The organism is Streptomyces sp. NBC_01210 (assembly GCF_036010325.1).
Classification (GTDB): Bacteria; Actinomycetota; Actinomycetes; order Streptomycetales; family Streptomycetaceae; genus Streptomyces.
The window spans coordinates 6,486,628-6,509,867 of record NZ_CP108549.1; the positions used below are offsets into that span (position 1 = coordinate 6,486,628).

At 69.7% G+C, this 23,240-nt stretch carries 18 protein-coding genes; 8 read left to right on the forward strand and 10 right to left on the reverse strand.

Annotated elements, in window-relative coordinates; translation table 11 throughout:
* Positions 1–49: 49 nt before the first annotated feature.
* Positions 50–2,089, reverse strand: coding sequence for a M4 family metallopeptidase (locus tag OG735_RS29640; protein ID WP_327326193.1), 2,040 nt, complete (start codon positions 2,087–2,089; stop codon positions 50–52).
* 172 nt (positions 2,090–2,261) lie between these two features.
* On the reverse strand, positions 2,262–3,197 hold the full coding sequence (locus tag OG735_RS29645; protein WP_327326194.1) for a TetR/AcrR family transcriptional regulator C-terminal domain-containing protein: 936 nt from the start codon (positions 3,195–3,197) through the stop codon (positions 2,262–2,264).
* A 138-nt stretch (positions 3,198–3,335) separates the two neighbouring features.
* Between OG735_RS29645 and OG735_RS29650 the strand changes: the two genes are divergently transcribed.
* Positions 3,336–4,859 (forward strand): MFS transporter, encoded by a 1,524-nt coding sequence (locus tag OG735_RS29650; RefSeq protein ID WP_327326195.1) that lies wholly within the window; start codon positions 3,336–3,338, stop codon positions 4,857–4,859.
* A gap of 258 nt (positions 4,860–5,117) precedes the next feature.
* On the opposite strand, the gene OG735_RS29655 is transcribed toward OG735_RS29650, so the two are convergent.
* The 4 genes from OG735_RS29655 to glgX all read right to left on the reverse strand — a co-directional run bounded on the left by OG735_RS29655 (position 5,118) and on the right by glgX (position 12,474).
* Complete coding sequence (locus OG735_RS29655; RefSeq protein ID WP_327326196.1) at positions 5,118–6,140, reverse strand: alcohol dehydrogenase; 1,023 nt, start codon at positions 6,138–6,140, stop codon at positions 5,118–5,120.
* A gap of 151 nt (positions 6,141–6,291) precedes the next feature.
* Complete coding sequence (locus tag OG735_RS29660; RefSeq protein WP_327326197.1) at positions 6,292–8,184, reverse strand: ABC transporter ATP-binding protein; 1,893 nt, start codon at positions 8,182–8,184, stop codon at positions 6,292–6,294.
* Positions 8,181–10,046 carry an ABC transporter ATP-binding protein gene (locus tag OG735_RS29665; protein ID WP_327326198.1) on the reverse strand — a complete coding sequence of 622 codons (1,866 nt, stop codon included), beginning with the start codon at positions 10,044–10,046 and terminating at the stop codon, positions 8,181–8,183. The genes OG735_RS29660 and OG735_RS29665 overlap by 4 nt, the downstream gene beginning before the upstream one ends.
* A gap of 151 nt (positions 10,047–10,197) precedes the next feature.
* On the reverse strand, positions 10,198–12,474 hold the full coding sequence (glgX, locus tag OG735_RS29670) for a glycogen debranching protein GlgX (protein ID WP_327326199.1): 2,277 nt from the start codon (positions 12,472–12,474) through the stop codon (positions 10,198–10,200).
* Positions 12,475–12,641: 167 nt separating this feature from the next.
* On the opposite strand from glgX, the gene OG735_RS29675 reads away from it, so the two are divergent.
* The 6 genes from OG735_RS29675 to OG735_RS29700 all read left to right on the forward strand — a co-directional run bounded on the left by OG735_RS29675 (position 12,642) and on the right by OG735_RS29700 (position 19,291).
* The gene (locus tag OG735_RS29675) at positions 12,642–13,868 is read left to right on the forward strand and encodes a L,D-transpeptidase (protein WP_327326200.1); all 1,227 of its coding nucleotides are present in this window, start codon (positions 12,642–12,644) and stop codon (positions 13,866–13,868) included.
* A 185-nt stretch (positions 13,869–14,053) separates the two neighbouring features.
* Entirely contained in the window at positions 14,054–15,304 is a 1,251-nt protein-coding gene (locus OG735_RS29680; RefSeq protein WP_327326201.1) for a L,D-transpeptidase, read from the forward strand.
* Positions 15,305–15,390: 86 nt separating this feature from the next.
* The gene (locus tag OG735_RS29685) at positions 15,391–16,161 is read left to right on the forward strand and encodes an enoyl-CoA hydratase/isomerase family protein (RefSeq protein ID WP_327326202.1); all 771 of its coding nucleotides are present in this window, start codon (positions 15,391–15,393) and stop codon (positions 16,159–16,161) included.
* Positions 16,162–16,423: 262 nt separating this feature from the next.
* Positions 16,424–16,927, forward strand: coding sequence for an ATP-binding protein (locus OG735_RS29690; RefSeq protein ID WP_327326204.1), 504 nt, complete (start codon positions 16,424–16,426; stop codon positions 16,925–16,927).
* Positions 16,928–17,327: 400 nt separating this feature from the next.
* Positions 17,328–18,104, forward strand: a complete 777-nt coding sequence (locus OG735_RS29695) for a polysaccharide deacetylase family protein (RefSeq protein ID WP_327326205.1) — start codon at positions 17,328–17,330, stop codon at positions 18,102–18,104.
* On the forward strand, positions 18,104–19,291 hold the full coding sequence (locus OG735_RS29700) for a YVTN family beta-propeller repeat protein (protein WP_442812511.1): 1,188 nt from the start codon (positions 18,104–18,106) through the stop codon (positions 19,289–19,291). The genes OG735_RS29695 and OG735_RS29700 overlap by 1 nt, the downstream gene beginning before the upstream one ends.
* Before the next feature lie 159 nt (positions 19,292–19,450).
* On the opposite strand, the gene OG735_RS29705 is transcribed toward OG735_RS29700, so the two are convergent.
* The 3 genes from OG735_RS29705 to OG735_RS29715 form a co-directional block, all read right to left on the reverse strand.
* Positions 19,451–20,647 carry a cytochrome P450 gene (locus OG735_RS29705; protein WP_327326206.1) on the reverse strand — a complete coding sequence of 399 codons (1,197 nt, stop codon included), beginning with the start codon at positions 20,645–20,647 and terminating at the stop codon, positions 19,451–19,453.
* A complete protein-coding gene (locus OG735_RS29710) occupies positions 20,622–21,353 on the reverse strand; it encodes a tRNA-dependent cyclodipeptide synthase (RefSeq protein WP_327326207.1) in 732 nt (243 codons plus the stop codon). The genes OG735_RS29705 and OG735_RS29710 overlap by 26 nt, the downstream gene beginning before the upstream one ends.
* A gap of 204 nt (positions 21,354–21,557) precedes the next feature.
* Positions 21,558–22,196, reverse strand: a complete 639-nt coding sequence (locus tag OG735_RS29715) for a GNAT family N-acetyltransferase (RefSeq protein WP_327326208.1) — start codon at positions 22,194–22,196, stop codon at positions 21,558–21,560.
* Between the two features lie 177 nt (positions 22,197–22,373).
* Here OG735_RS29715 and OG735_RS29720 point away from each other — a divergent pair, with 177 nt between their 5' ends.
* Positions 22,374–22,589 carry an EF-hand domain-containing protein gene (locus OG735_RS29720; RefSeq protein ID WP_327326209.1) on the forward strand — a complete coding sequence of 72 codons (216 nt, stop codon included), beginning with the start codon at positions 22,374–22,376 and terminating at the stop codon, positions 22,587–22,589.
* A gap of 118 nt (positions 22,590–22,707) precedes the next feature.
* On the opposite strand, the gene OG735_RS29725 is transcribed toward OG735_RS29720, so the two are convergent.
* The gene (locus tag OG735_RS29725; RefSeq protein ID WP_327326210.1) at positions 22,708–23,100 is read right to left on the reverse strand and encodes an STAS domain-containing protein; all 393 of its coding nucleotides are present in this window, start codon (positions 23,098–23,100) and stop codon (positions 22,708–22,710) included.
* Positions 23,101–23,240 lie beyond the last annotated feature (140 nt).

Consider the following 23,240-nt stretch of genomic DNA (forward strand, 5'->3'; position numbering starts at 1 on the left):
CTCGGCCCCCGGGCAGCTTCTTGCGTCAAGGCTCAGACCTTCGGTCGGTTCAGAAGGTGAGCTTGAAGCTGTTGATGTAGCCGGTGTCCCATGCCGCCTTGTCCTGGACCCGCAGCTTCCAGGCGCCGTTGGCGACCTCGGAGGAGGCGTTGACCGTGTACGTCGCCTGGACGTTGTCCGCCGAGTCGGAGGAGCTGAACGGCTTCAGGTTGTACACCGTTCCGTCCGGGGCGACCAGGTCGACGACCAGGTCCCCGCGCCAGGTGTGGATGATGTCCACGCCCACCTTGAGGGTGGCCGGGGCGTTGCCCGTACGGCCCGTGACGTTGACCGTCGAGGTGACAGCCGCGCCGTTGTCCGGGATCGCGACGTCAGCGGTGTTCTCGAAGACCGTGCCGCCGGGGTCCGGGTCGCCGCCGCCGGGGCGGGCGCCGACGTTGATGCCGGCCCACGCGTCGGTCACGGACTTGACCTCGGCGCTGGTGGCTCCGTACAGCTCCGTCGCCACCGCGATGGTGCCGGTGCGCGCCGACGCGTAGTTGGTCGTGGAGTTGAACTTCGTGGTGAGCGCCTTGAACCAGATGAGCGAGGCCTTGTCGCGGCCGATGCCGGTCACGGGCAGACCGTCGGAGGTCGGCGAGTCGTAGTTGACGCCGTTGATGGTCTTGGGGCCGCTGCCCTCGGAGAGCAGGTAGTACCAGTGGTTCGCCGGGCCCGAGGAGTAGTGCACGTCGACGCCGCCGATACCCGAGTACCAGGCGTCCTTGGACGCGCCGTCCTTGCTCGGCTTGTCCATGTAGCGCAGCGGGGTGCCGTCGCCGTTGATGTCGATCTTCTCGCCGACCAGGTAGTCACCCTTGTCCTGGGCGTTGTTGGCGTAGAACTCGACGGCTGCGGCGAAGATGTCGGAGGTCGCCTCGTTGAGACCGCCGGACTCGCCGCTGTAGACGAGCTTCGCGGTGGCGGCGGTGACGCCATGGGTCATCTCGTGCGCGGCCACGTCGATGGACGTGAGCGGCTTGGCGTTGCCCGAGCCGTCGCCGTACGTCATGCAGAAGCAGCTGTCCTGCCAGAACGCGTTGACGTACGCGTTGCCGTAGTGGACACGGGAGTACGCGCCGACACCGTCACCGCGGATGCCGGAACGGCCGTGCACGTTCTTGTAGTAGTCCCAGGTGAGCCCGGCGCCGTAGGCGGCGTCCGCGCCGGCGGTCTCCGGCTCGGAGGCCTGGCCGTTGCCCCAGACGTCGTCCGCACCCGAGTACAGGGTGCCGGTGCCGCTGGAGCCGTGGTTCAGGTTGTACGTCTTGTGGTTGCCTCGCCCGGAGTCGGTGAGGTTGTACGTGGAGCCGGACTGCACGCTGCCGACCGTCACCGAGCCGCTGTACTGCGTGTTGCCGGTGCCGTTCTCGACGGCCTGCCACTCGAAGAGCTTCTTGCCGGTGGAGGCGTCGGTGACGACGTGCAGCTCGTTCGGGGTGCCGTCGTCCTGGAGGCCGCCGACGACGGTCTCGTACGCGAGAGTCGGCGTGCCCGACGCCAGCCAGACCACCTTGCGCGGTGCGCGGTCGGCCTTGGCCTTCGCCGAGCCCGCCGCCTTGGCCGCGCCCAGCGCCTGCTTCTCGGCGGTGGCGGGAGCGACGTCGGCGCTGGTGTCGATGTTCTTCAGGACCGACCTGGAGGCCTTGCTGACCGACTCGGTGGCGCCCGTCCTGGTCTCGGCGACCACCAGGTCACCGCCGAGGACCGGGAGTCCGGCATAGGTGCGCTCGTAGCGGGTGTGCGTGGTGCCGTCACGGTCCTGCGTGACGTCCCGCACAACGAGCTTCTCCTGGGCGGTGAGGCCCAGTTCCTTGGCGGTCGCCGCCGTGGTGGCGCTCGCCTTGCGGATCAGCTCGGCGCGCTGCGCGGGGCTGAGGTTCAGCGGCAGGGCGCCGGGGTCGGCCTTCCCTGCCCTCGCTGCCGCCGAGGCGGCGGTCGCCGCCGGTTCGGCCGATGACGTACCCGTCTGGAATCCGACCGCCAGGAGGGCGGCGGTGGCTATGAGAGCTCCGGTTGCGGTGGTGCGCCGGCGAGGCGTGGGTCTCACGCGAACTCCTTCTGCGAGGGGGGTACCGGTCGGCTGGGTGGGGCCGGCCGGGCAGAGCATGCGGAGCGTGTGGTAATGGGTCGGGGGAAGAGTGACAGGACTGAACGCCCCCTGTCAGGACCGCGTCAACAAGTTGGCTGGAAATCGTCCGCTGCGTGAATAGTCATGTTCGTTAAGCGGACGTTTCGTTGATCATCACCGCGATGCCGTCGAGCGTTCGGCGCAGCCCGAACTCGAAGAGCGTTTCGAGGTCCAGCTCGAACTCGTCCTGTATGAACAGAGTGTTGAGCAGCGGATAGTTCCCGGTCGCGGCGATCGCTTCGAAGTGTGGCTCGTTCCGTGCCATCCACTCGTCGTCCGACATTCCGGTGTCCTGCTCCGCCTGAGTCTCCAACTCCGCGGCCATGGCCAGCCCTTGGACGTACGCGAAGAGCGCGAGGTGGGTGTGGAACATCTGGAAGGGGGTCAGGCCGGTGCCGAGCAGGGCCCGCAGCACCCACTCGGTGTACTTCATCGCGTTCGGCGAGACGGTCGGCCGGGTGATGGAGGCCATCGCCTGCGCCATCCACGGGTGGCGGGCGTATACGGCGCGGAGCCAGCGAGCGGCGTGCTCGAGTGCCTCGCGCCAGTCGGCCGGAACCGGTCCCATCGGCTTTTCGCCGCAGACCGCGTCCGTCATCAGCCGGATCAGCTCGGCCTTGCCGGGCACATGACGGTAGAGCGCCATGGTGGAGGTGGAGAGCGAGGTGGCGATCCGCCGCATGGAGAGCGCCGGCAGGCCCTCGGCGTCGGCGAGCGCGATCGCGGTGTGCACGATGCGCGCGCGGGTCAGTCCCGGCTCGACGGGTGCGCCGGCCGGGCGGGCCGAGGTGTGCGGCGGGTGCGCGGCGGCGGACTGCGTGACCACGGTGCCGACGCCCGGCACGGGTCTGACGAGGCCCTCCTGACGCAGGGCGGCCAGGGTCTTCGTCGCGGTCGCCATCGCCACGCCCCACTCCTGGGTGATCGCGCGGGTGGACGGGACGCGGTCGCCGGGGGAGAGCTCGCCGGAGGCGATACGGCGGCGCAGTTCGGTGGCGATCCTCAGATAGGGCGGTTCGGTCTGCATGGCGGGTGAGTGTACTAGTGCAGAGCTGACGCCGTACGCCCCCATGACCTGTGTATTTACTGGTCTGTCGGGTGAAGCGCACTAGAGTGCACCAGGGGGTTGTTTGCGGTGTACGCAGGCGGCTGCTTCGCTCCCCGTATGTCACCTGACGCACACACCGCGGGCCCGCGCGCCGGCCGCCGCGAATGGACCGCCTTCGGCGTCCTGATGCTGCCCCTCCTTCTGGTCTCCATGGATGTCTCCATCCTCTACTTCGCGATCCCTTCCATCAGCGAGGACCTGCGGCCCGGCGCCACGCAACAGCTGTGGATACTCGACATGTACAGCTTCGTCCTCGCCGGGCTCCTCATCACCATGGGCGCGTTGGGCGACCGCGTCGGCCGGCGCCGGGTGCTCCTCGCGGGCGCGGGACTCTTCGGCGCCGCCTCGGCGGCCGCGGCGTACGCACACAGCCCCGGTGCCCTGATCGGCGCCCGGGCGCTGCTCGGCGTCGGCGGCGCGTGCCTGATGCCGTCCACGCTCGCGCTCATCCGCAACCTCTTCAGGGATGCCAAGCAGCGCTCCACCGCGGTCACCCTGTGGACGCTGGTCATGGCCACCGGCATCTCCTTCGGCCCTGTCGTCAGCGGCGCGCTGCTCGAACACTTCTGGTGGGGCTCGGTCTTCCTGATCAACCTGCCCGCGATGGCGCTGCTGCTCGTGCTCGCGCCGCTGCTGCTGCCCGAGTTCAGGACTGAGGCGCGCGGGAGGTTCGACGTACTGAGCGCGTTCCTCTCGCTCGCGGCGTTGCTTCCGGTGATCCATGGCATCAAGGAGCTGGCCAAGCACGGCTACGAGACTCTGCCCGCTCTCGGCATCGCGGCCGGCCTCGCGATCGGCGTGCTCTTCGTACGCCGTCAGGGCCGGCTGCCGCATCCGATGGTGGACCTGGCGCTCGTCCGCCGACCGGCGTACGGGGGTTCGGTGCTGGTGAACCTCCTCGCGATGGCCGCGACCGTCGGCTTCGCTGTCTTCATCACCCAGTACCTCCAGGCGGTGCTGGGCAAGAGCCCCTTCGAGGCGGCACTGTGGAGCCTGGTGCCGGCGGTGGGTGTGATGCTCGCGGCGCCGACGGGCGCGGTGCTTGCGCGGCGCGTCGACCGTTCGTATGTGATGGGCGGCGGGTTCCTGGTCTCCGCGGCGGGCTTCGCGTGGCTGACCCAGGTGCGTACGGACTCGGCGCTCGGATGGGTCCTGGTGGCGTGCTCGGTCTATGCGGCGGGCCTGGTCACCGCGATGACCCTCGCGAACGAACTGGCCCTGGGCGCGGCCCCGCCCGAGCGCGCGGGTGCGGCGGCGGCCGTCCTGGAATCGGGCCAGGAGCTGGGTGGCGCGCTGGGCATGGCGATCCTGGGCTCGATCGGCGCGGCGGTGTACGGCCACGACATGACGGGTGCGGCGGGCGCGGGGCGGGAGACGCTGGGCGGCGCGACGGCGGTGGCGGGGCACTTGCCGGCGGATGCGGCGGAGAGCCTGCTGGTGGCGGCGCGGGAGGCGTTCACGCACGGGATGGGTTATGCGGCGGCGGGGGCCGGGCTGTTGATGGGATGCGCGGCGGCGGCGTCGTTCGCGCTGCTGCGGGACGCACGGGAGGAACGTGCGGCGGAGGTCCTGGTGGGGTGAGGAGACCCTGCCGGGGGTGCGGGGCTTGGGTGCTTGGGCGCGCCCGGTCTTGTGTCGGTGGCCGTCCGGGGTCCGCTCCGGGGCTCGTATGCGGTACTGCGCTGCATCCGATATGCGGCTCCGCCGCGTGGTCACCGCCCTTCGCGCGAGCTGCGACGCTTTACGTCCCGAACACCACCCCTGCGCGTCCCCCTGCCAGGGGAGCCCCCGGCCTCTCGGGCGCCCGCGGCCTCTCGGGCGCCCGCGGAGGCGGGTGGGTCAGCGGGTGGTGAGCACCATCCGGAAGCGCGCGGCGCCGGACATCATCCTTTGGTACGCCGCATCGGCCTGGTCCAGCGGCACGATCTCGGTCATCGGGCGGATCCCGTGCAGGGCGCTGAACGCCATGGTGTCCTGCACGTCCTGCGCGGTGCCGGACGGGTGGCCGCGGATGATCTTGCCGCTCATGAGGAGCTGGTTGGGGCTGATTCCCAGCGGCTCGACATCCGCGCCGATGATCACCAGCTCGCCGCGGGGGCGGAGCCCTTCCACGGTTGCCGTGATGGCGTCGGAGTTGGCGGCGGTGGCCAGGACCACCTTGGCGCCGCCGAGGGACTGCAGCGCGTCCGCGACGCTGGTGTCCGCCGTGCTGTCGATGTAGTGGTGCGCGCCGAGCTGCTTGGCGAAGTCGGCCTTGGCGGCTCCGCGGGCGATGGCCACGGTCTCGAAGCCCATCGCGGCGGCGTACTTCACCCCCAGATGGCCGAGACCGCCGATGCCGAGTACGGCGACCAGGTCGCCCGGCCGGGCGGAGCTGCGCCGCAGCCCGTTGTACGTGGTCACCCCCGCGCAGGCCAGGGGCGCCGCATCGGTCTCCGCCAGCGCGTCGGGGATCCGGGCCAGGGCGTCCTGCGGTGCGATCACCTTTTCGGCGAAACCCCCGTCGTACGCCCATCCGGGGACCTTCAGGTTCTCGCACACGATGAAATCGCCCTGTCTGCAGGGCGTGCAGTGGCCGCAGCTGCCGCCGAACCAGCCCACCGCCACGCGGTCGCCCACCTTCCAGCCGCTGTAAGTTCCTTCGCCGAGCTCCTCGATGCGCCCGGCGATCTCATGCCCGGCGACCAGCGGAAACCGGACGCCGGGCAGCAGGGCGTTCACGAAAGCGGCGTCGCTGTGGCAGATCCCGCAGGCCTCCACGGCAATCCGTACGTGGCCGGGACCCGGCTGCGGTACCTCACGCTCGACGATCTCCAACGGACCGCCGACGGCGCCGACCTGCGCGACTCGATACGTACTCATCTGGATCTCTCCCGGGTACGGGTAGGAAACCCCCGAACCAGCAGACCAGCTCCGGACCGATCGCGCGCGCCGAATGGAGCCGGCGAGCCCCGTCGGCATCAGCCGCCGGATATACGCCCGCACGCGCCGGCGCCGAGGACGCACCGCAGCCTCAACCCACCACGCTGTCCCGCCACGCCCGGTGCAGGCCCGCGAATCGGCCCTCCCCGGCGATCAGCCGGCCCGGCGCGCCGTCCTCCACGATGCGGCCGTGCTCCATCACGAGCACCCGGTCCGCGATTTCCACCGTCGACAGGCGGTGCGCGATCACGACCGCCGTGCGCCCGTGCAGCACCGTGTCCATCGCGCGCTGCACCGCCCGTTCGCCCGGGATGTCGAGTGAGCTCGTCGCCTCGTCGAGGATCAGCACCGCCGGGTCGGCGAGCAGCGCGCGGGCGAAGGCCACCAGTTGTCGCTGGCCGGCGGAGATCCGGCCGCCCCGTTTGCGTACGTCCGTGTCGTAGCCGTCCGGCAGGCCGCTGATGAAGTCGTGCGCGCCGATCGCCTTCGCCGCCCGCTCGATCTCCTCGCGGGACGCGTCCGGCCGCCCGATCGCGATGTTCTCCGCGACCGTCCCGGAGAACAGGAACGCCTCCTGGGTCACCATCACCACCCCGCGCCGCAGCTCCGGCGTCGCCAGCTCGCGCAGCTCGACGCCGTCGAGGAGGACCCTGCCCTCCGTAGGGTCGTAGAAGCGGGCCAGCAGCTTGGCGAGCGTGGACTTGCCCGCGCCGGTCGAGCCGACGACGGCGACGGTCTGGCCGGCCGGGATCGTCAGATCGAAGCGGGGCAGCACCTCGCCGCCGGTGCGGTAGGCGAAGCGGACGCCGTCGAAGACGACCTCGCGGCCCGGGTGGCCGGAGCGGCGGGCCGGCAGTTCCTTCGGGTCCTGTGCCTCCGGTACGGACGGGGTCTGGGCCAGCAGGCCCGCGATCTTCTCGAGTGAAGCCGCCGCGGACTGGTAGGAGTTGAGGAACATCCCGAGCCGGTCGATCGGGTCGTACAGACGCCGCAGATAGAGGACGGCGGCGGCCAGCACACCGAGCGCCAGCGTGCCGTCCGCGACCCGGTACGCGCCCCACAGCACGATGCCGGCGACAGCGGTGTTGGCGACGAGCCGGGAGCCGACGACATAGCGCGCCATCTCCAGCATGGCGTCGCCGTTGGTGCGCTCATGGTGGTGGTTGAGGGCCTGGAACTCCGCGTCGTTGGCGCGCTCGCGGCGGAAGGCGCGCACCGGCCTGATGCCGTTCATCGTCTCCGCGAACTTCACGATGACGGCGGCGATCGCCGTGGACCGGATGCTGTAGACAGTTTTGGCGCGGTGCTGGTAGAGCCGTACGAGCAGATAGAGCGGGACGAACGAGAGCACCGCGAGCCCGCCGAGTCCGAGGTCCAGCCAGAGCAGCATCGCCGAGATGTAGACAAAGGCGAGGACGACCGTGATCAGCTCCTGCAGGCCTTCGCTGAGCAGCTCCCGCAAGGATTCGACATCGGCGGTCGACCGGGAGATCAGCCGGCCCGAGGTGTACCGCTCGTGGAAGTCGACGCTCAGGGCCTGCGCGTGGCGGAAGATCCGGCCGCGCAGATCGAGGAGGACGTCCTGGTTGACGCGGGCGGCGGCGCGGATGAAGGAGTACTGCAGGACACCGGCGCCGAACGCGCACAGGGCGTACCCGACGGCGACGGCGATCAGCGGCCCGTAGTCGTGCGCGCGGAAGGCCGGTACGCCGCGGTCGATGGCGTACGCGACGAGGAGCGGACCGGCCTGGACGGCGGCCTGCTGGAGCAGCAGGAGCAGCGCGGCGGTGGTGACGAACCGGCGCCGCGGTGCGAGCAGCGACCGCAACAGGGTGCCGGTCGCGCCCTGCGGCGCGGGCAGGGCATCCCGGTCGAACGGGTCGTCCCTGACCGGCGCCGGCTCGGGTACGGGCGGCGTCGCTCTGCCCGTACGGTCGTCCTCGCCGTCGGCGTACGGCTCGGTGGTCGTCGATGAAGACGTCATCGGACACCCTCCTCGGCGTCGGTCTCCTGGGCATCCGCGCCGGACATCAGCCAGGCGTACTCCCCATTCGTACGCAGCAGTTCCTGGTGAGTGCCGACCGCCGCGATCCGCCCGCCCGACAGCAGCGCCACCCGGTCCGCCAGCATCACCGTCGACGGGCGGTGCGCCACCACCAGCGCCGTCGTGTCCTCCAGCACCCTGCGCAGTGCCGCCTCCACCAGCGCCTCCGTATGCACATCCAGCGCCGACAGCGGGTCGTCGAGCACCAGGAAGCGCGGCTGCCCGACGACCGCCCTGGCCAGGGCCAGGCGCTGTCGCTGTCCGCCGGAGAGGCTGAGGCCCTGCTCGCCGACCTGAGTGTCGGCGCCGTGCGGCAGGGACTGCACGAACCCCGCCTGCGCGATGTCCAGGGCCCGGCCCAGCTCCTCGCCGCCCGCGCCCTCCGCGCCCATCAGAACGTTCTCGCCGACGCTCGCCGAGAACAGCGTCGGCTCCTCGAAAGCCACGGACACCAGCTCGCGCACCCGCTCCCGAGGCATGGCCGCGATGTCCTCCCCGTCCAGCGTGATCCGGCCGGCGGTCACCTCGTGCAGTCGCGGTACGAGCGCGGTGAGCGTGGTCTTGCCGGAGCCGGTGCCGCCGACCAGGGCCATGGTCTCGCCGGGCCGTACCCGCAGATCGATGCGGGCGAGCACGGGCGCGGCGCCGTCGGAAGCGTCCGGGTAGCGGAACTCGACGCCCTCGAACCGGAGCCCGTCGGCGCTGCCGGCACCGGACTCGTGCGCGGCCCCGGGCTCGTGCGAACTCCGGGACGCGTCCGAACCCGTGGACGCGTCCGAACCCGTGGAGTCGTGCGCCCCCCCGGACGACTCCTCCGCCGCGTCCATCACCTCGAAGTACCGCTCCGTCGCTGTCGCCGCCTCCTGGCTCATCGCCAGCAGAAAGCCGATCGACTCCACCGGCCAGCGCAGCGCCAACGCCGTCGACAGGAACGCGACCAGCGTGCCCGCCGACAGCGTGCCGTCGGCGACCTGGATCGTGCCCAGCACCAGCGCCGCGCCGATCGTCACCTCCGGAATGGTCGTGATCAGCGCCCAGATCCCGGCCAGCAGCCGCGCCTTGCCCAGCTCCGTACCCCGCAACCGCTCCGAAAGCCTCCGGAAGGCGCGGGCCTGGCTGCGGTGGCGGCCGAAGCCCTTGATGATGCGGATGCCGAGCACGCTCTCCTCGACGACCGTCGTCAGATCGCCGACCTGGTCCTGCGCCTGCCGCGCGACGATGGCGTACCGCGACTCGAAGAGGGAGCAGAGAATCACCAGCGGCGCGATGGGCGCGAGGAGTACGAGCCCCAGCGTCCACTGCTGGCCCAGCAGAATCACATAGCCGACCAGGATGGTCGTCGCGTTGACCAGCAGGAAGGTCAGCGGAAAGGCCAGGAACATCCGCAGCAGCATCAGATCCGTCGTGCCGCGCGAGAGTAACTGCCCAGACGCCCACCGGTCGTGGAAGGCCACCGGCAGCCGCTGCAGATGCCGGTAGAGATCGGCACGCATGGCCGCCTCCACGCCGGCCAGCGGCCGGGCCACCAGCCACCGCCGGAAACCGAAGAGCAGCGCCTCGGCGACGCCCAGCAGCAACAGCACCAGCGCACCGAGCCAGACCCCGCCGGGGTCCCGGTCGGCGACCGGGCCGTCCACCATCCACTTCAGGACGAGCGGGATGACCAGGCCGAGACAGGAGGCCACGACGGCTACAAATGCCGCGCTGAAAAGGCGCGTTCGGACGGGGCGTACGTACGGCCACAGCCGCAGCAGCGTACGCACGGCGGACCGGTCCCTGGTGGCTGCATGTTTTTCCGACATCAGCGGCGAGCCTACGGTTCACCACTGACATCGCTCATCCGATTTTGCCGCCACCGGGTCGTATCCCGGCAGAGGCGCAGCCGCTGCTGCCCGCCGGGGCGAGGACCGAGGGTCGGCACCATCGAGGACGACTTCGCCTGCTGCGTCTCCGTCACGTCCTGACGCGCAGCAGCAGCACCGACCGCGCCGGCACGGTCACCGTCTCCCCGCCGAGATGCACCGTGCCAGGCGCCGTCTCCTGGTCCTCCCGCGAGGTGTCGACCACCAGCTCGTACGACTGCGCCCAGGGCGGGCCCGGCAGGTGGAAGCTCGTCGGGCGGTCCGCCGCGTGCAGCACCGTCAGAAAGCTGTCGTCCGTCACCTCCGCTCCACGCGCGTCACGTCCCGGGATGTCGCGCCCGGAGAGATAGAGCGCCAGCGTCGACGCCGGGGCGTACCAGTCCCGCTCCGTCATCTCCGCGCCGTGCGGCGTGAACCAGGCGAGATCCCGCAGTCCGTCCGCCGCCCGCGCGCGGCCCGAGAAGAAGGCGCGGCGGCGCAGCACCGGATGCGTGTGGCGCAGGGCGAGCAGCCGGGTCGTCAGCTCCAGCAGTCCGCGCGGGCCCGGCTGCTCGCGCAGTGACCAGTCCACCCAGCTGACCTCGTTGTCCTGGCAGTACGCGTTGTTGCTGCCGCCCTGTGTACGGCCCATCTCGTCGCCCGCGACCAACATCGGCACGCCCGTCGACACCAGCAGCGTCGTCAGCAGATTGCGCAGCTGCCGCCGCCGCAGCGCGTTGATCCGCGCATCGTCGGTCTCGCCCTCCGCGCCGCAGTTCCAGGACCGGTTGTCGTTCGTGCCGTCGCGACTGCCCTCGCCATTGGCCTCGTTGTGCTTCTGCTCGTAACTGACCAGGTCGCGCAGGGTGAACCCGTCGTGCGCGGTGACGAAGTTGATCGAGGCGTACGGCCGTCGGCCGCCCCAGGCGTACAGATCGCTGGAGCCCGAGAGCCGGTATCCGAGGTCCCGTACGTCGGGCAGCGCGCCGCGCCAGAAGTCCCGTACGGCATCGCGGTAGCGGTCGTTCCACTCCGTCCACAGCGGCGGGAACGCCCCCACCTGGTAGCCGCCGTTGCCCACGTCCCACGGCTCGGCGATCAGTTTCACCCGCCGCAGCACCGGATCCTGCGCGATCACCGCGAGGAACGGGGAGAGCATGTCGACATCGTGCATGGAGCGCGCAAGTGCCGCCGCCAGGTCGAAGCGGAAGCCGTCGACCCCCATTTCGGTCACCCAGTAGCGCAGCGAATCGGTGATCAGCCGCAGCACATGCGGCTGCACCACATGCAGCGTGTTGCCGCACCCGGTGTAGTCCGCGTAGGCCCGGGCGTCCGACTGCAGCCGGTAGTAGCCGCGGTTGTCGATCCCGCGCAGCGACAGCGTCGGACCCAGCTCACCCGCCTCCGCCGTGTGGTTGTAGACGACATCGAGGATGACCTCGATCCCGGCGTCGTGCAGCGCCCGCACCATCCGCTTGAACTCGCCGACCTGCTGACCGGTGGTCCCGCTCGCCGAGTACGCGGCGTGCGGCGCGAAGTAGCCGATGGAGTTGTAGCCCCAGTAGTTGCGCAGCCCGCGCCGCAGCAGATGGTCCTCGTGCGCGTACTGATGCACCGGCAGCAGCTCGACCGCCGTCACCCCGAGCCGCAGCAGATGCTCGATCGCCGCCGGATGCGCGAGACCCGCGTATGTGCCCCGCAGTTCCTCGGGAATGCCCGGATGCAGCTTGGTGAACCCGCGCACATGCAGCTCGTAGATGACCGAGTCCGCCCACGGCGTCTTGGGCCTGCGGTCGTCCATCCACTCGTCGTCGGGGGCGTCATCGTGGACGACGACACCCTTGGGCACGTACGGCGCCGAGTCCCGGTCGTCCCGCACCGTGTCCGCGACATGCTGCTGAGGCCAGTCGCGCACATGCCCGTACACCTCGGCGGGCAGTTCGAACTCGCCGTCAACCGCGCGTGCGTACGGATCGAGCAGCAGCTTCGCCGGATTCCAGCGCGCTCCCGTCCACGGGTCCCAGCGGCCGTGCACCCGGAATCCGTACCGCTGTCCCGGCCGGACCTCGGGCACGAATCCGTGCCAGATCTCATGGGTCAGTTCGGTCAGCGGCAGCCGTGTCTCGGTGACCGAACCGCCCTCGTCGCCGAACAGGCACAGCTCCACCGACTCCGCCCCGCCCGCCCAGAGTGCGAAGTTCGTACCCGCGACCCCGTCGGGTCCGACCCGGAAACGCGCCCCGAGCGGCGTCGGCGCCCCCGGCCATACGGCCGGCCTGCGGGCGCCCGCTTCTCTGTGGCGGCCGTTGACACCGACTGCCGGGAGTGGGCCGGGAGATTCGCCCCGCACCCCCTCCTGCACTGTCTCCTGCTCGGCTGCGCTCGACACCTGCCGGCCTCCCGCGGCTCGTCGGGCCCCGCGCACGTACTGCTCACGGCGTCCCGGCCGCGGCACCCCACGCGTGGTCCTCCCACCTGTTCTGCCCGCACTGCTCTCATACCAACATGGCCCCGCGCTCACGTTTCCCCTGGAGGGGGGCGGTCGTTGGTCGGTACGTGAGACATGTACTGAAGCGGGCAGGACGGGGCGCGGCCGTCGTCCTGACATGGGCAGGACTGATGGCCGGGCTGGCCGGATGCACCGGCGGGGCGCTCGAGGTCGGCAACAAGCCTCAGTCGCCCGAGGACGCGATCCAGGTCATCCCCGAGGACGGCGCGAAGGGGGTCGGCCGTGAGGGCCCGCTCATGGTGAAGCTGCCCAGCGGGCGGCTCGAGCGGGTCAAGGTGATGCAGGTGGAGGACGGCCGGCCGGCCGAGGTCCCCGGCGCGGTCTCCGAGGACGGGATGCGCTGGATGCCGGCCGAGGGTACGCACCTCGATCTGGCCGCCAAGTACAGCGTCGACGTGGTGGCGCTGGACGGACACGGCCACCGTCAGGCCCGCCACACCACCTTCACCACACAGATTCCCGAGCGCCGTTTCATCGGCTACTTCAAACCGGAGAACCGCTCGACCGTCGGCACCGGCATGATCGTCTCCTTCGACTTCAACCGGGAGATCGAGGACCGGGCGGCCGTCGAGCGTGCCATCCGCGTCACCTCCGATCCGCCCGTCGAGGTGGTGGGCCACTGGTTCGGCAAGGAGCGACTCGACTTCCGTCCGAGCGCGTACTGGCAGCCGGGCACCAAGGTCAGGGTCGATGTGCGGCTGCGCGATGTCCAGGCGGCGCCCGGGGTGTACGGCATCCAGCAGAAGACTGTCGCCTTCACCGTCGGCCGCTCACAGGTCTCCTTGGTCGACGCGGCGGCGCACACCATGGAGGTACGGCGTGAGGGCGGGATCCTGGCGAAGCTGCCGATCACGGCGGGGGCGCCCAAGGCGACCACGTACAACGGAAAGATGGTGGTCGCGGAGATGTACGACGTGACCAGGATGAACGGTGCGACGGTCGGCTTCAAGAAGAAGGACGGCAAGGGCGAGTACGACATCAAGGATGTGCCGCACGCGATGCGGCTGACCGACTCGGGCACCTTCATCCACGGCAATTACTGGGCCGCGCCGGAGACCTTCGGTTCGGCGAACGTCTCCCACGGCTGCGTCGGGCTGCGCGACGAGAAGGGCGGCAGCTCGGACGCACCGGCGGGCTGGTTCTTCGACCGGTCGCTCATCGGCGATGTGGTCGAAGTCGTCAACTCACGTGACAAGCGGGTCGACCCCGCCAACGGTCTCAGCGGCTGGAACCTGGACTGGAAGGCATGGCAGGAGGGTTCCGCGCTGCGCTGACCCTCGCTGACCTGCAAGGCCCGCACCGTCTCAGGTGAGCCCGGCGGACAAGTTGGGACTGAACGGTGACATTCGTGGGGAGATTCAACTACCCACGGTGTGATTATCTATCGCCGTGCGTGCGTGAGGCGCGCGGGGGTGCGGGCCGTGGCTGCGACCAGGCCGTGCGAGGGGAGAAGACCATTTTGAACGGGCAGCCGATATCGGGGGCATCGGCCGGGGCGGTAGGCGGAAGCAGGCGTGGGGGCGCCGTTCTGCCGGCTCTGGTGCTGGGGGCGTTGCTGGTGCTGGTCACGGCCTGCGGTGGCGGGGGCTCCGACAAGGGCAGTGACGACAAGGACAAGAAGGACGGCGGGAAGGTCGGGAACGCGGCCTCCCAGGCGGTGGTGACCATCGCGCCCAAGGACGGCGCCCGGTCGGTCGCCACCAGCGGCGCACTCAAGGTCACCGCGGACAAGGGCAAGCTGACCACGGTCACGGTCCAGGACGACAAGGGCTCCGCGGTCGAGGGCAAGCTCGCCGCGGACGGCGCCAGTTGGCAGCCGTTGCAGCATCTGGCGGGCTCCACCAAGTACAAGGTGCACGCCGTCGCCAAGGACACGGACGGCCGTGAGTCGGCGAAGGACACCACCTTCACCACGCTCGTCCCGAAGAACACCTTCCTCGGGCAGTACACGCCGGAGGACGGTGCGACGGTCGGCGTCGGCATGCCGGTCTCGATCAATTTCACCCGGGGCATCACCAATCCGGAGTCCGTCGAGAAGGCCATCAAGGTGACCGCGGAACCGGCCGTGCCGGTCGAGGGCCACTGGTTCGGCAACGACCGCCTCGACTTCCGCCCGGAGAAGTACTGGGCCGCCGGCACCAAGGTGACGGTGAAGCTGAACCTGGACGGCGTCGAGGGCCGTCCCGGCGTGTACGGCAAGCAGTCCAAGACGGTGAAGTTCACCATCGGCCGCAGCCAGATCTCCACCGTGGACGCCAGTGAGCACAACATGAAGGTCGTACGGGACGGCAAGCAGATCAAGTCCATCCCGATCACCGCCGGCGCGCCGTCGACCACGACGTACAACGGCCAGATGGTCATCAGCGAGAAGTACAAGGTGACCCGGATGAACGGCGCCACCGTGGGCTTCGGCGGCGAGTACGACATCAAGGACGTGCCGCACGCGATGCGCCTGTCCAACTCGGGCACCTTCCTCCACGGCAACTACTGGGCCTCGTCCGGGACGTTCGGCTCGTCGAACGTCAGCCACGGCTGTGTGGGTCTGCGCGACGTCCGCGGGGCGTACGACGAGGGCACCCCGGCGGCCTGGCTCTACGACCGGTCGATCATCGGCGACGTGGTGATCGTGAAGAACTCCAAGGACCGCCAGATCGCTCCGGAGAACGGTCTGAACGGCTGGAACATGTCCTGGGCGGAGTGGACCAAGTAGTACGTCCCTCTTCCGGAAACGCCGGACCCGGTGCTGTGAGCAACAGCACCGGGTCCGTTGTCGTTAGCGCCGGTTAACCTGCCTCCATGACGACTGTTGCACTCGAGGTCTCCGAAGGCGTCGGCACCATCCGACTGGACCGCCCGCCGATGAACGCCCTGGACATCGCCATCCAGGACCGGCTGCGCGAGCTCGCCGAGGAGGCGGCCCGCCGTGACGACGTACGGGCCGTGATCCTGTACGGCGGCGAGAAGGTGTTCGCGGCCGGCGCGGACATCAAGGAGATGCAGGCGATGGACCACGCGGCGATGGTCGTACGGTCCCGGGCTCTGCAGGACTCCTTCACCGCCGTCGCCCGTATCCCCAAGCCCGTCGTCGCCGCCGTCACCGGCTACGCGCTCGGCGGCGGCTGCGAGCTGGTCCTCTGCGCCGACTTCCGGATCGCCGCCGACAACGCCAAACTCGGCCAGCCCGAGATCCTGCTCGGCCTGATCCCGGGCGCCGGCGGCACCCAGCGGCTCTCGCGGCTGATCGGCCCGTCCAAGGCCAAGGACCTGATCTTCACCGGCCGTATGGTCAAGGCCGACGAGGCACTCGCGCTCGGTCTGGTCGACCGCGTCGTCCCCGCAGCCGAGGTGTACGAGCAGGCCCGCGCCTGGGCCGCGCAGCTCGCGAAGGGACCGGCTCTGGCGCTGCGTGCCGCCAAGGAGTCCATCGACGCGGGCCTGGAGACGGACATCGAAACGGGCCTCGCCATTGAACGCAACTGGTTCGCGGGTCTGTTCGCGACGGAGGACCGCGAGCGCGGAATGCGCAGCTTCGTGGAGGAGGGCCCGGGCAAGGCCAAGTTCCTCTGAACATGGGCAAGTTGGACACATCGGTGCTGGGCGTCAACCCTGTGGCCGGCTTAGCCGAGTCTTAAAGGAGCCTTAAGGCTGAGCGGTCCGCTGCGCTGGGCGATCATCCATAAGCAAGGCGTCAGGGCAGCTCAGTGCGTGCACGAGTGCCCAAATGGGGCCAGCGTCATATGCCATTGGGGCCCCCGGGGACGGTTTCCTCGGGGGGTCCTATTCCCCTGGAACGCCCCCGGAAGCCGCTCATTGCGGCCATGATGGGGGCATGGCGGGCCTGGAGGATGTGGAGCAACCGCGGCAGCGCGGCAGCGCTACCGTCGGGCGGTGGGTGCCGGCCGTCGAGAATGAACTGGCGCTCAAGGCGCTGGAGTTGTTCGGCAACCCGACGGACGAGGAAGTCCGACTGCCCTCCCGCCCCGAATCCGCCGCCACCGCACGCCGGTTGACCCAGTGTGTGGTGCTGTGTCAGTGGGCGCTCTCCGCGCAGACCGCCGAGCATGCGGTGTTACTCGTCTCGGAACTCGTCGGCAATGCCGTACGCCATACCGGCGCGCGTGTCTTCGGGCTGCGGATGCTGCGCCGCCGAGGCTGGATCAGGATCGAGGTCCATGATCCCTCCCGCGGGCTGCCCTGTCTGATGCCGGTCCAGGAGATGGACACCAGCGGCCGCGGCCTCTTTCTCGTGGACAAGCTCGCCGACCGGTGGGGCGTGGATCTGCTGCCCCGCGGCAAGACCACCTGGTTCGAGATGCGGGTCTCCGACCGCTGAGCAGCCTGAGAGCAAGGGGTTGGGGTGCTACGGCCCGGGAAACACGGAAGCCCCCTGAGCGGGGGCTTCCATGGAGCGCCGTGGATTGGGGGGGGGTGTATCCACGGTCGCTTTCGACGACCTGGCCCGGGTCAATGGGGGTCGTGTCAGCGACTATGGCAGACGGGGGCCGTGCCACCAAAAGTCCTTACTCGGATGCAAGCCTGCAAATCATGACATATTGGAATGGAATCACAGGTGAGGTGAGCCACCTGCCTGGAAATCGCTGAACAAATATCGATCTCGGCGAGTGTTTCATTGATCCACTCGCCCTGGAGCGGCCCCCGCGGTCGCGACCCGCAAACGTCCTGAATTTGGACAATCGTTATCTTCCGGGCAGTCCGCGCCTACTGTGCTTCCCGTGACCTCGATCGACCGCCGCAGGGCACTGCGCGCAGTGGGTGCGGCCGTCGCGGGTGCCCTCGCCACGAGTTGCACCGACGACGGTCCCGCTCCGCCGCCGCCCGCTCCGCCCGCCGCCCCCACCCCACCGTCCCGGGGTTCCCGTCCCGCCCCCGCTCCCCGCCGATTCCCCGGACAGCCCGTCCGGATCGCGCACGGCCCCCGCGACCGGGGCCGGGTGGCCCTCACCTTCCACGGTCAGGGGGATCCGGCCGTCGCCAAGGCCCTACTCGCCGAGGCCGAACGGGCCGGCGCCCGTATCACCGTCCTGGCCGTCGGCAGCTGGCTCGACGAGTACCCGGATCTCGCCCGCCGGATCCTCGACGGCGGCCACGACCTCGGCAATCACACCCAGCGCCATCTGGGCATCTCGGAGATGTCCGAGACGCAGGCGTACGCCGAGATCACCGGCTGTGCCGAACGGCTGCGCCGGCTCACCGGCTCCATCGGCACCTGGTTCCGCCCCTCCCGCACACGCGACGCGACCCCCCTTGTCGCCACACTCGCCCACCGGGCCGGCTACCCGCACGTCCTCTCGTATGACGTCGACTCCCTCGACTACACCAAGCCCGGTGCCACAGCCGTCACCCGCAATGTCACGGGGCAGATCCGGCGCGGATCGGTGGTGAGCCTGCACTTCGGCGTTCCGGACACGGTGGCCGCACTGCCCGCCCTCCTCGACGACCTCAACCGCCGCGGCCTGCGCGCGGTGACCACCACGGAGCTGCTGATCTGATGCACCCGATGACTCCCCTCGCCAAGCGGACCGCCGCGCTGCTCGCGGGCGCCCTGCTCGCCCTCCTCGCGGGCTGCAGCTCACCCGCCGACCGGACGGAGGCGCCGGCCACCAGGGCCGCCGCGCCGCCCGACAAGCGCGGGCATGTCACCCCGGCCTGGCTGCGCGGCATGCCGCCCGTGCTGGACCCGCACGACATCTACTCGGCGGACCGCCCGGGCCGGCTCTCGCCGGCGGTCAAGGGCTTCCCGTCCCGGGTGTACGTCCCCAACACCAACTCCAACACCGTCTCGGTCATCGACCCCACGACGTACAAGGTCATCGAGACGATCCCGGTCGGCGTCCAGCCGCAGCACGTCGTCCCCTCCTGGGACCTGAAGACGCTCTGGGTCAACAACAACCGCGGCCATACGCTCACCCCGATCAACCCGGTCACCGGCGCCGCGGGCAAGCCGGTCGACGTGCACGACCCGTACAACCTCTACTTCACGCCCAACGGCAAGTACGCGATCGTCATGGCCTCGATGGACCGCGAGCTCGTCTTCCGCGACGCGCACACCATGAACCGGATCAAGTCCACCCCGGTCGCCTGCTACGGCGTCAACCACGCGGACTTCTCCGCCGACGGCCGGTACTTCATCGTCTCCTGCGAGTTTTCCGGGGAGCTGCTGAAGGTCGACACGGAGAAGATGAAGGTCGTCGGCCGGCAGAAGCTGCCCTTCAACGGTGCGATGCCGCAGGACGTGAAGCTCTCGCCGGACGGCAAGACCTTCTATGTCGCCGACATGATGGCGCACGGCGTATGGGTGCTCGACGGCGAGAATTTCACCACGCCCGCACTGCTGCCCACCGGCAAGGGCTGCCACGGCCTCTACGTCAGCCGTGACTCCAAGGAGATGTACATCTCCAACCGCGGCGAGGGCTCCATCTCCGTCTTCGACTTCGCGCAGAACAGGCTGACCAAGAAGTGGAGGCTGCCGGACGGCGGCAGCCCCGACATGGGTGGTGTCTCGGCGGACGGCAAGGTGCTGTGGCTGTCCGGGCGTTACGACTCCGAGGTGTACGCCATCGACACCAGGACCGGTAAGCAGCTGGCCCGTATCCCGGTGGGCAGCGGTCCGCACGGGCTGGCGGTCTATCCGCAGCCCGGGCGCTACTCACTGGGCCACACGGGCGTCTTCCGCTAGGCAGCGTGCGGGGGCTCCGCCCGGACCCCGCTCCTCGATCGCCGGACGGGCTGAAACTCCGCCCGTCCGGCGATCGAGGACACTCTGGGGGGACCCCGGAAGGGCGTGCGGGGCCCGGGGGCGCAGCCCCCCGTTACAGCAACCAGGCAGAGCCCTGGCTCACCACAGCACCGGCAGCCTCTCCGGCAGCCGTTTGATGAAGCCCGTACGCCACACCAGTTGCTCCTCGGGCACGGCGAGCCGCAGCCGCGGCACCCGGTCCACGAGCGCGGCCAGTGCGGTCTCGGCGTGCAGCCGGCCCAGAGCCGAGGCGGGGCAGAAGTGTCGGCCGCCGCCGAAGGAGAGATGCGGATTGTGCGCACGCTCCAGGTCGAGACGCCCGGGGTTCTCGAAGACCTCGGGATCGAAGTTCGCGCCCTCGACCAGGATCAGCACCAACTCGCCCTTGCGGACCAGGACATCACCGAGCTGTACATCGTCGAGAGCGAGGCGCGGCAGTCCGTCGCCGATCGACAGGTTCCAGCGCAGCAGCTCGTCGACGGCGCCGCCGATCCGCTCCGGGTGCTCCCGCAGATACCCGATCAGCTCCGGGCGCTGGAGCAGCGCCAGTACGGCCAGGACCAGGAAGGCGGAGGTGGAGACCGCACCCGCGCCGAACAGCGACACGGCGACGGTGGCGAGCATCTCGTCCGTCAGATGCGCCGACTCCTCGTCCTCGCGCAGCGCCGCCAGCCGGCCCAGCAGTCCGGTGCGTTCGGACTCGGGGACGTTCAGCCGCTCGACCATGTAGTCGAGGTCCTTGTACCAGTTGAGCTGCGAGCCCTCGAAGGTGTGCGAACTGGTCATGAAGGCGATGTCCAGACCGGACATCAGCCGCCGCCAGTCGCTGAACGGCACCCCGATCACCCTGCAGTGAAGTGCGGCCGAGAAGGGTTCGGCGAAGCCGGTCCGCAGATCGACCGGCGGGCCCTCGGCGAGCAGCCTGTCGATCAGCTCGCCGGCCGTGGCACGCAGCCAGCCGTGCAGTCCTTCGTCCGCACGCGGGTTGAGCGCCTTCATCACCGCGCCGCGCAGCCCCGCACTGCTGATGTTCCCCATGTTGTTGACGACCTCGGGCGGGATCGTCAGCGCGTACTGGCGCGGCACTCCGGGAGCGGCCGTCTCCTTGAGGCTGAACCGCTTGTCCTCCAGGACCTGGCCGGCCAGCCGGTGGCTGCTCACCAGCCAGGCGCTGTCGCCGGTGAGCGTGCGCACCCGGGCCACCGGCTGCTGCTCGCGCAGCCGGGTGCACTCCACGGGGAGCGCATCGCCCCGCCGGGAGAGCGGGAAATCAAGCTGCTCGGGCTCGGTGGTCATCGTCCGCGCTCCTTTCGGGGGCTTCGGGCCGTACGACGGCATAGCCCTGATTGCGGGCGGCTCGCAGCCCGCCGCCCTTTCCGTAGAGAAGTTCCGTCAACGGCATCAGCGCGTGATAGCAGGAGACGGAGGAGGGGACGCCGAGAATCCCCGGGGTGTCGAGGAAGAAGGGGAGTTCAGCGGCGATGTAGTCGAGACACGCCGATCTCTGCTCGGAGGTGATGGATTCACCGGCGGACATTTTGGGCGCCAGGAACTGCTGGACCATCCGGTCACAGCTCTTCCGGAATTCCTCGTCCGTGCCGAGGAAGTGCTGTACGCGCCGGTGCAGCAGCGCGTACACCGGATCGCCGGAGAATTCCGACAGCGCCCGCACCCCGATCCGCCGGCCCGGCGGCCCGGCGGCCTCCACGCCGCCCAGAATCCGCCTGCGTACGGCCTTGAGCTCCTTGGTCGCACGCCGGGCGGCCTGCTCCGGGGCGTGGCCCAGCGCCGCGAAGACGGCTGACACATGCAGATCGGCATAGACGAAATCAACCGCGGTGAAGCGCGGCGCCGCCCAGCGGGCGAGTTCTGTGATGCGTGCGGCGGAGAAATAGCTGTTCCCCGGGGAAACCCCGATCAGGACATGGTCGGCCTCGTCCCAAATGATGTGGCAGTTACGGGTGAAGGGCCGGACCGTGAATGAGTCGGTTGTGATCGTCACTGTTGACATCACCCTTGCGCCGCTTGTCCCTGGGAGCCCTGCGCTCCTGGTGTGGCGGCGACGCCATGAAGTTATCCGGCCGCGGCGAAGAGTGACGAAGCTCCCCCGGGGATTTGGCGAGAATTGATTCCAGCGGGGCGGAAAATCAACTTCCGTGCTACGGAAAGGTAATTGAAGCCTTTTCTGTCGCCCGGGTCATCCGGCTCATCCGGCCTCGAACAGAGCTTCGGAGCCCACCGGCCGGAAGCCCGCTGCCTGGAACGTCCGCACACTGCGGGCGTTCCCCGGCGACTGCTGGGCCCACACCACCGAGTCCGGCACCAAGTGGCGGGCCGCCACAGCGAGTTCCACGCCGAGGCCCCGGCCGCGCGCCTGTTCGTCCACCTCGATCGCGGCCTCCCAGCGGCCCGCGAGGCCCCGGCCGAGGACCAGCACCCCGCCTTCCGCGGCCCAGACCCGCACGCCGTCGCGGAACTTCAGGGCGCGTGCCACCCGCGGGTGCTCCGGGTCCTCGATCTCGCGCAGCTCAAGCCCAGGTCTGCCCGGCAGCGTGTCGGCGACCGTCACCAGGTCGACGGTGTGCATCGAGCGGCCGGTGCGGGCCAGCATGGCGGCCAGGAACACCGGGTTCATCGCGGCGGCCAGCCGGTCGGAGGCGGTGGCGGCGAGCTCGGCCCGTACCCACTCCGGATCCTCGTCGGTGAAGACCACGGAGTGCGCGGTGAACGCCACCACACCGGCGTCGCGGACGCTCGGCTGCCCGATCACGGTGATGGATCCGTCCGGCGGCGGGAACTCCCCGCGTGCCGCCGCGGCCAGGATCTCCGCCAGTGCCTTGCTCATCTCGTTTCCCTCTCCTCTGCCTCAGTCTCCACCTGCTCTTCCTGGAGGACGTGCGCAGCGTGCTCGAGGGTGAGAGGAGAGCCGCCGTCGCCTTCGAACGACTGGCCGCTACCCTGAGGGCTCAATCGGGCGGCTAATCTGACCCCGTCAGTAATGCACCAAGGAGGGGCGGAAGCAGTGGCGGACATCGAAGAGGCGCGCAGGGCGTTCGAGCGCTACGACCTGGACGGCGACGGCCTGATCACGGCAAGCGAGTACAAGAGCGTGATGGCTCAGCTGGGCGACTTCCATGTCACCGAGACGGTCGCCGAGGCAGTGATCAAGACGAAGGACGCCAACGGCGACGGTCAGCTGACCTTCGACGAATTCTGGGCCTCGCTCAACAAGGCCTGAACAGAACTGAGCAGGACCTGAACAGAGCTGCTCAGGGCCTGAACAGGGCCTCGTCAGGCCTGCGCAAGGTCTGACGCACCGGAGCGGCTCCCCGGCCCGGCCGGGGACCGCCCGGATTTCATCCGTCCTGCGCCGCCAGAGCCTCGTCCAGCGTCGGCAGCGTACGGAACACGTCCAGCACGCCGCCCGCCCTGAAGACGCGCAGAGTCGCGGGCCGGGAGCAGACCACCCACAGCCGGCCGCCGAACTCCGTGGTGCGCCGTCGGGCCCGGCAGAGCAGCGCCAGCCCGGAGCAGTCGAAGAACTCGACATGCGTCAGATCGACGATCACCTCGTGGGCGCGCACCGCGGTGACCACATCGAGATAGGCGCCGATCAGCGTGACTGCGGCGATATCGATCTCGCCATGGAGCTCGACGACGGTACGTTCCTGGCGCCGGTACACCCGCCCGTACGGTCTCGGGAGCGGGACGAGTAACTCGTACGGCGTGGACGTCAGCCCCTCGGACATTACGGTGTCTCCTTGCTGCGTCGAGCCCGATCTGGTCACTGGGGGCTTAGGTGAACAGGCTGTGAGATTAATGCGGACATGGGGGCCCGCGGAGGAGAAGAAACGTTCGGAGCTCGGAAAACTCACGCTTGTGGGTGAAT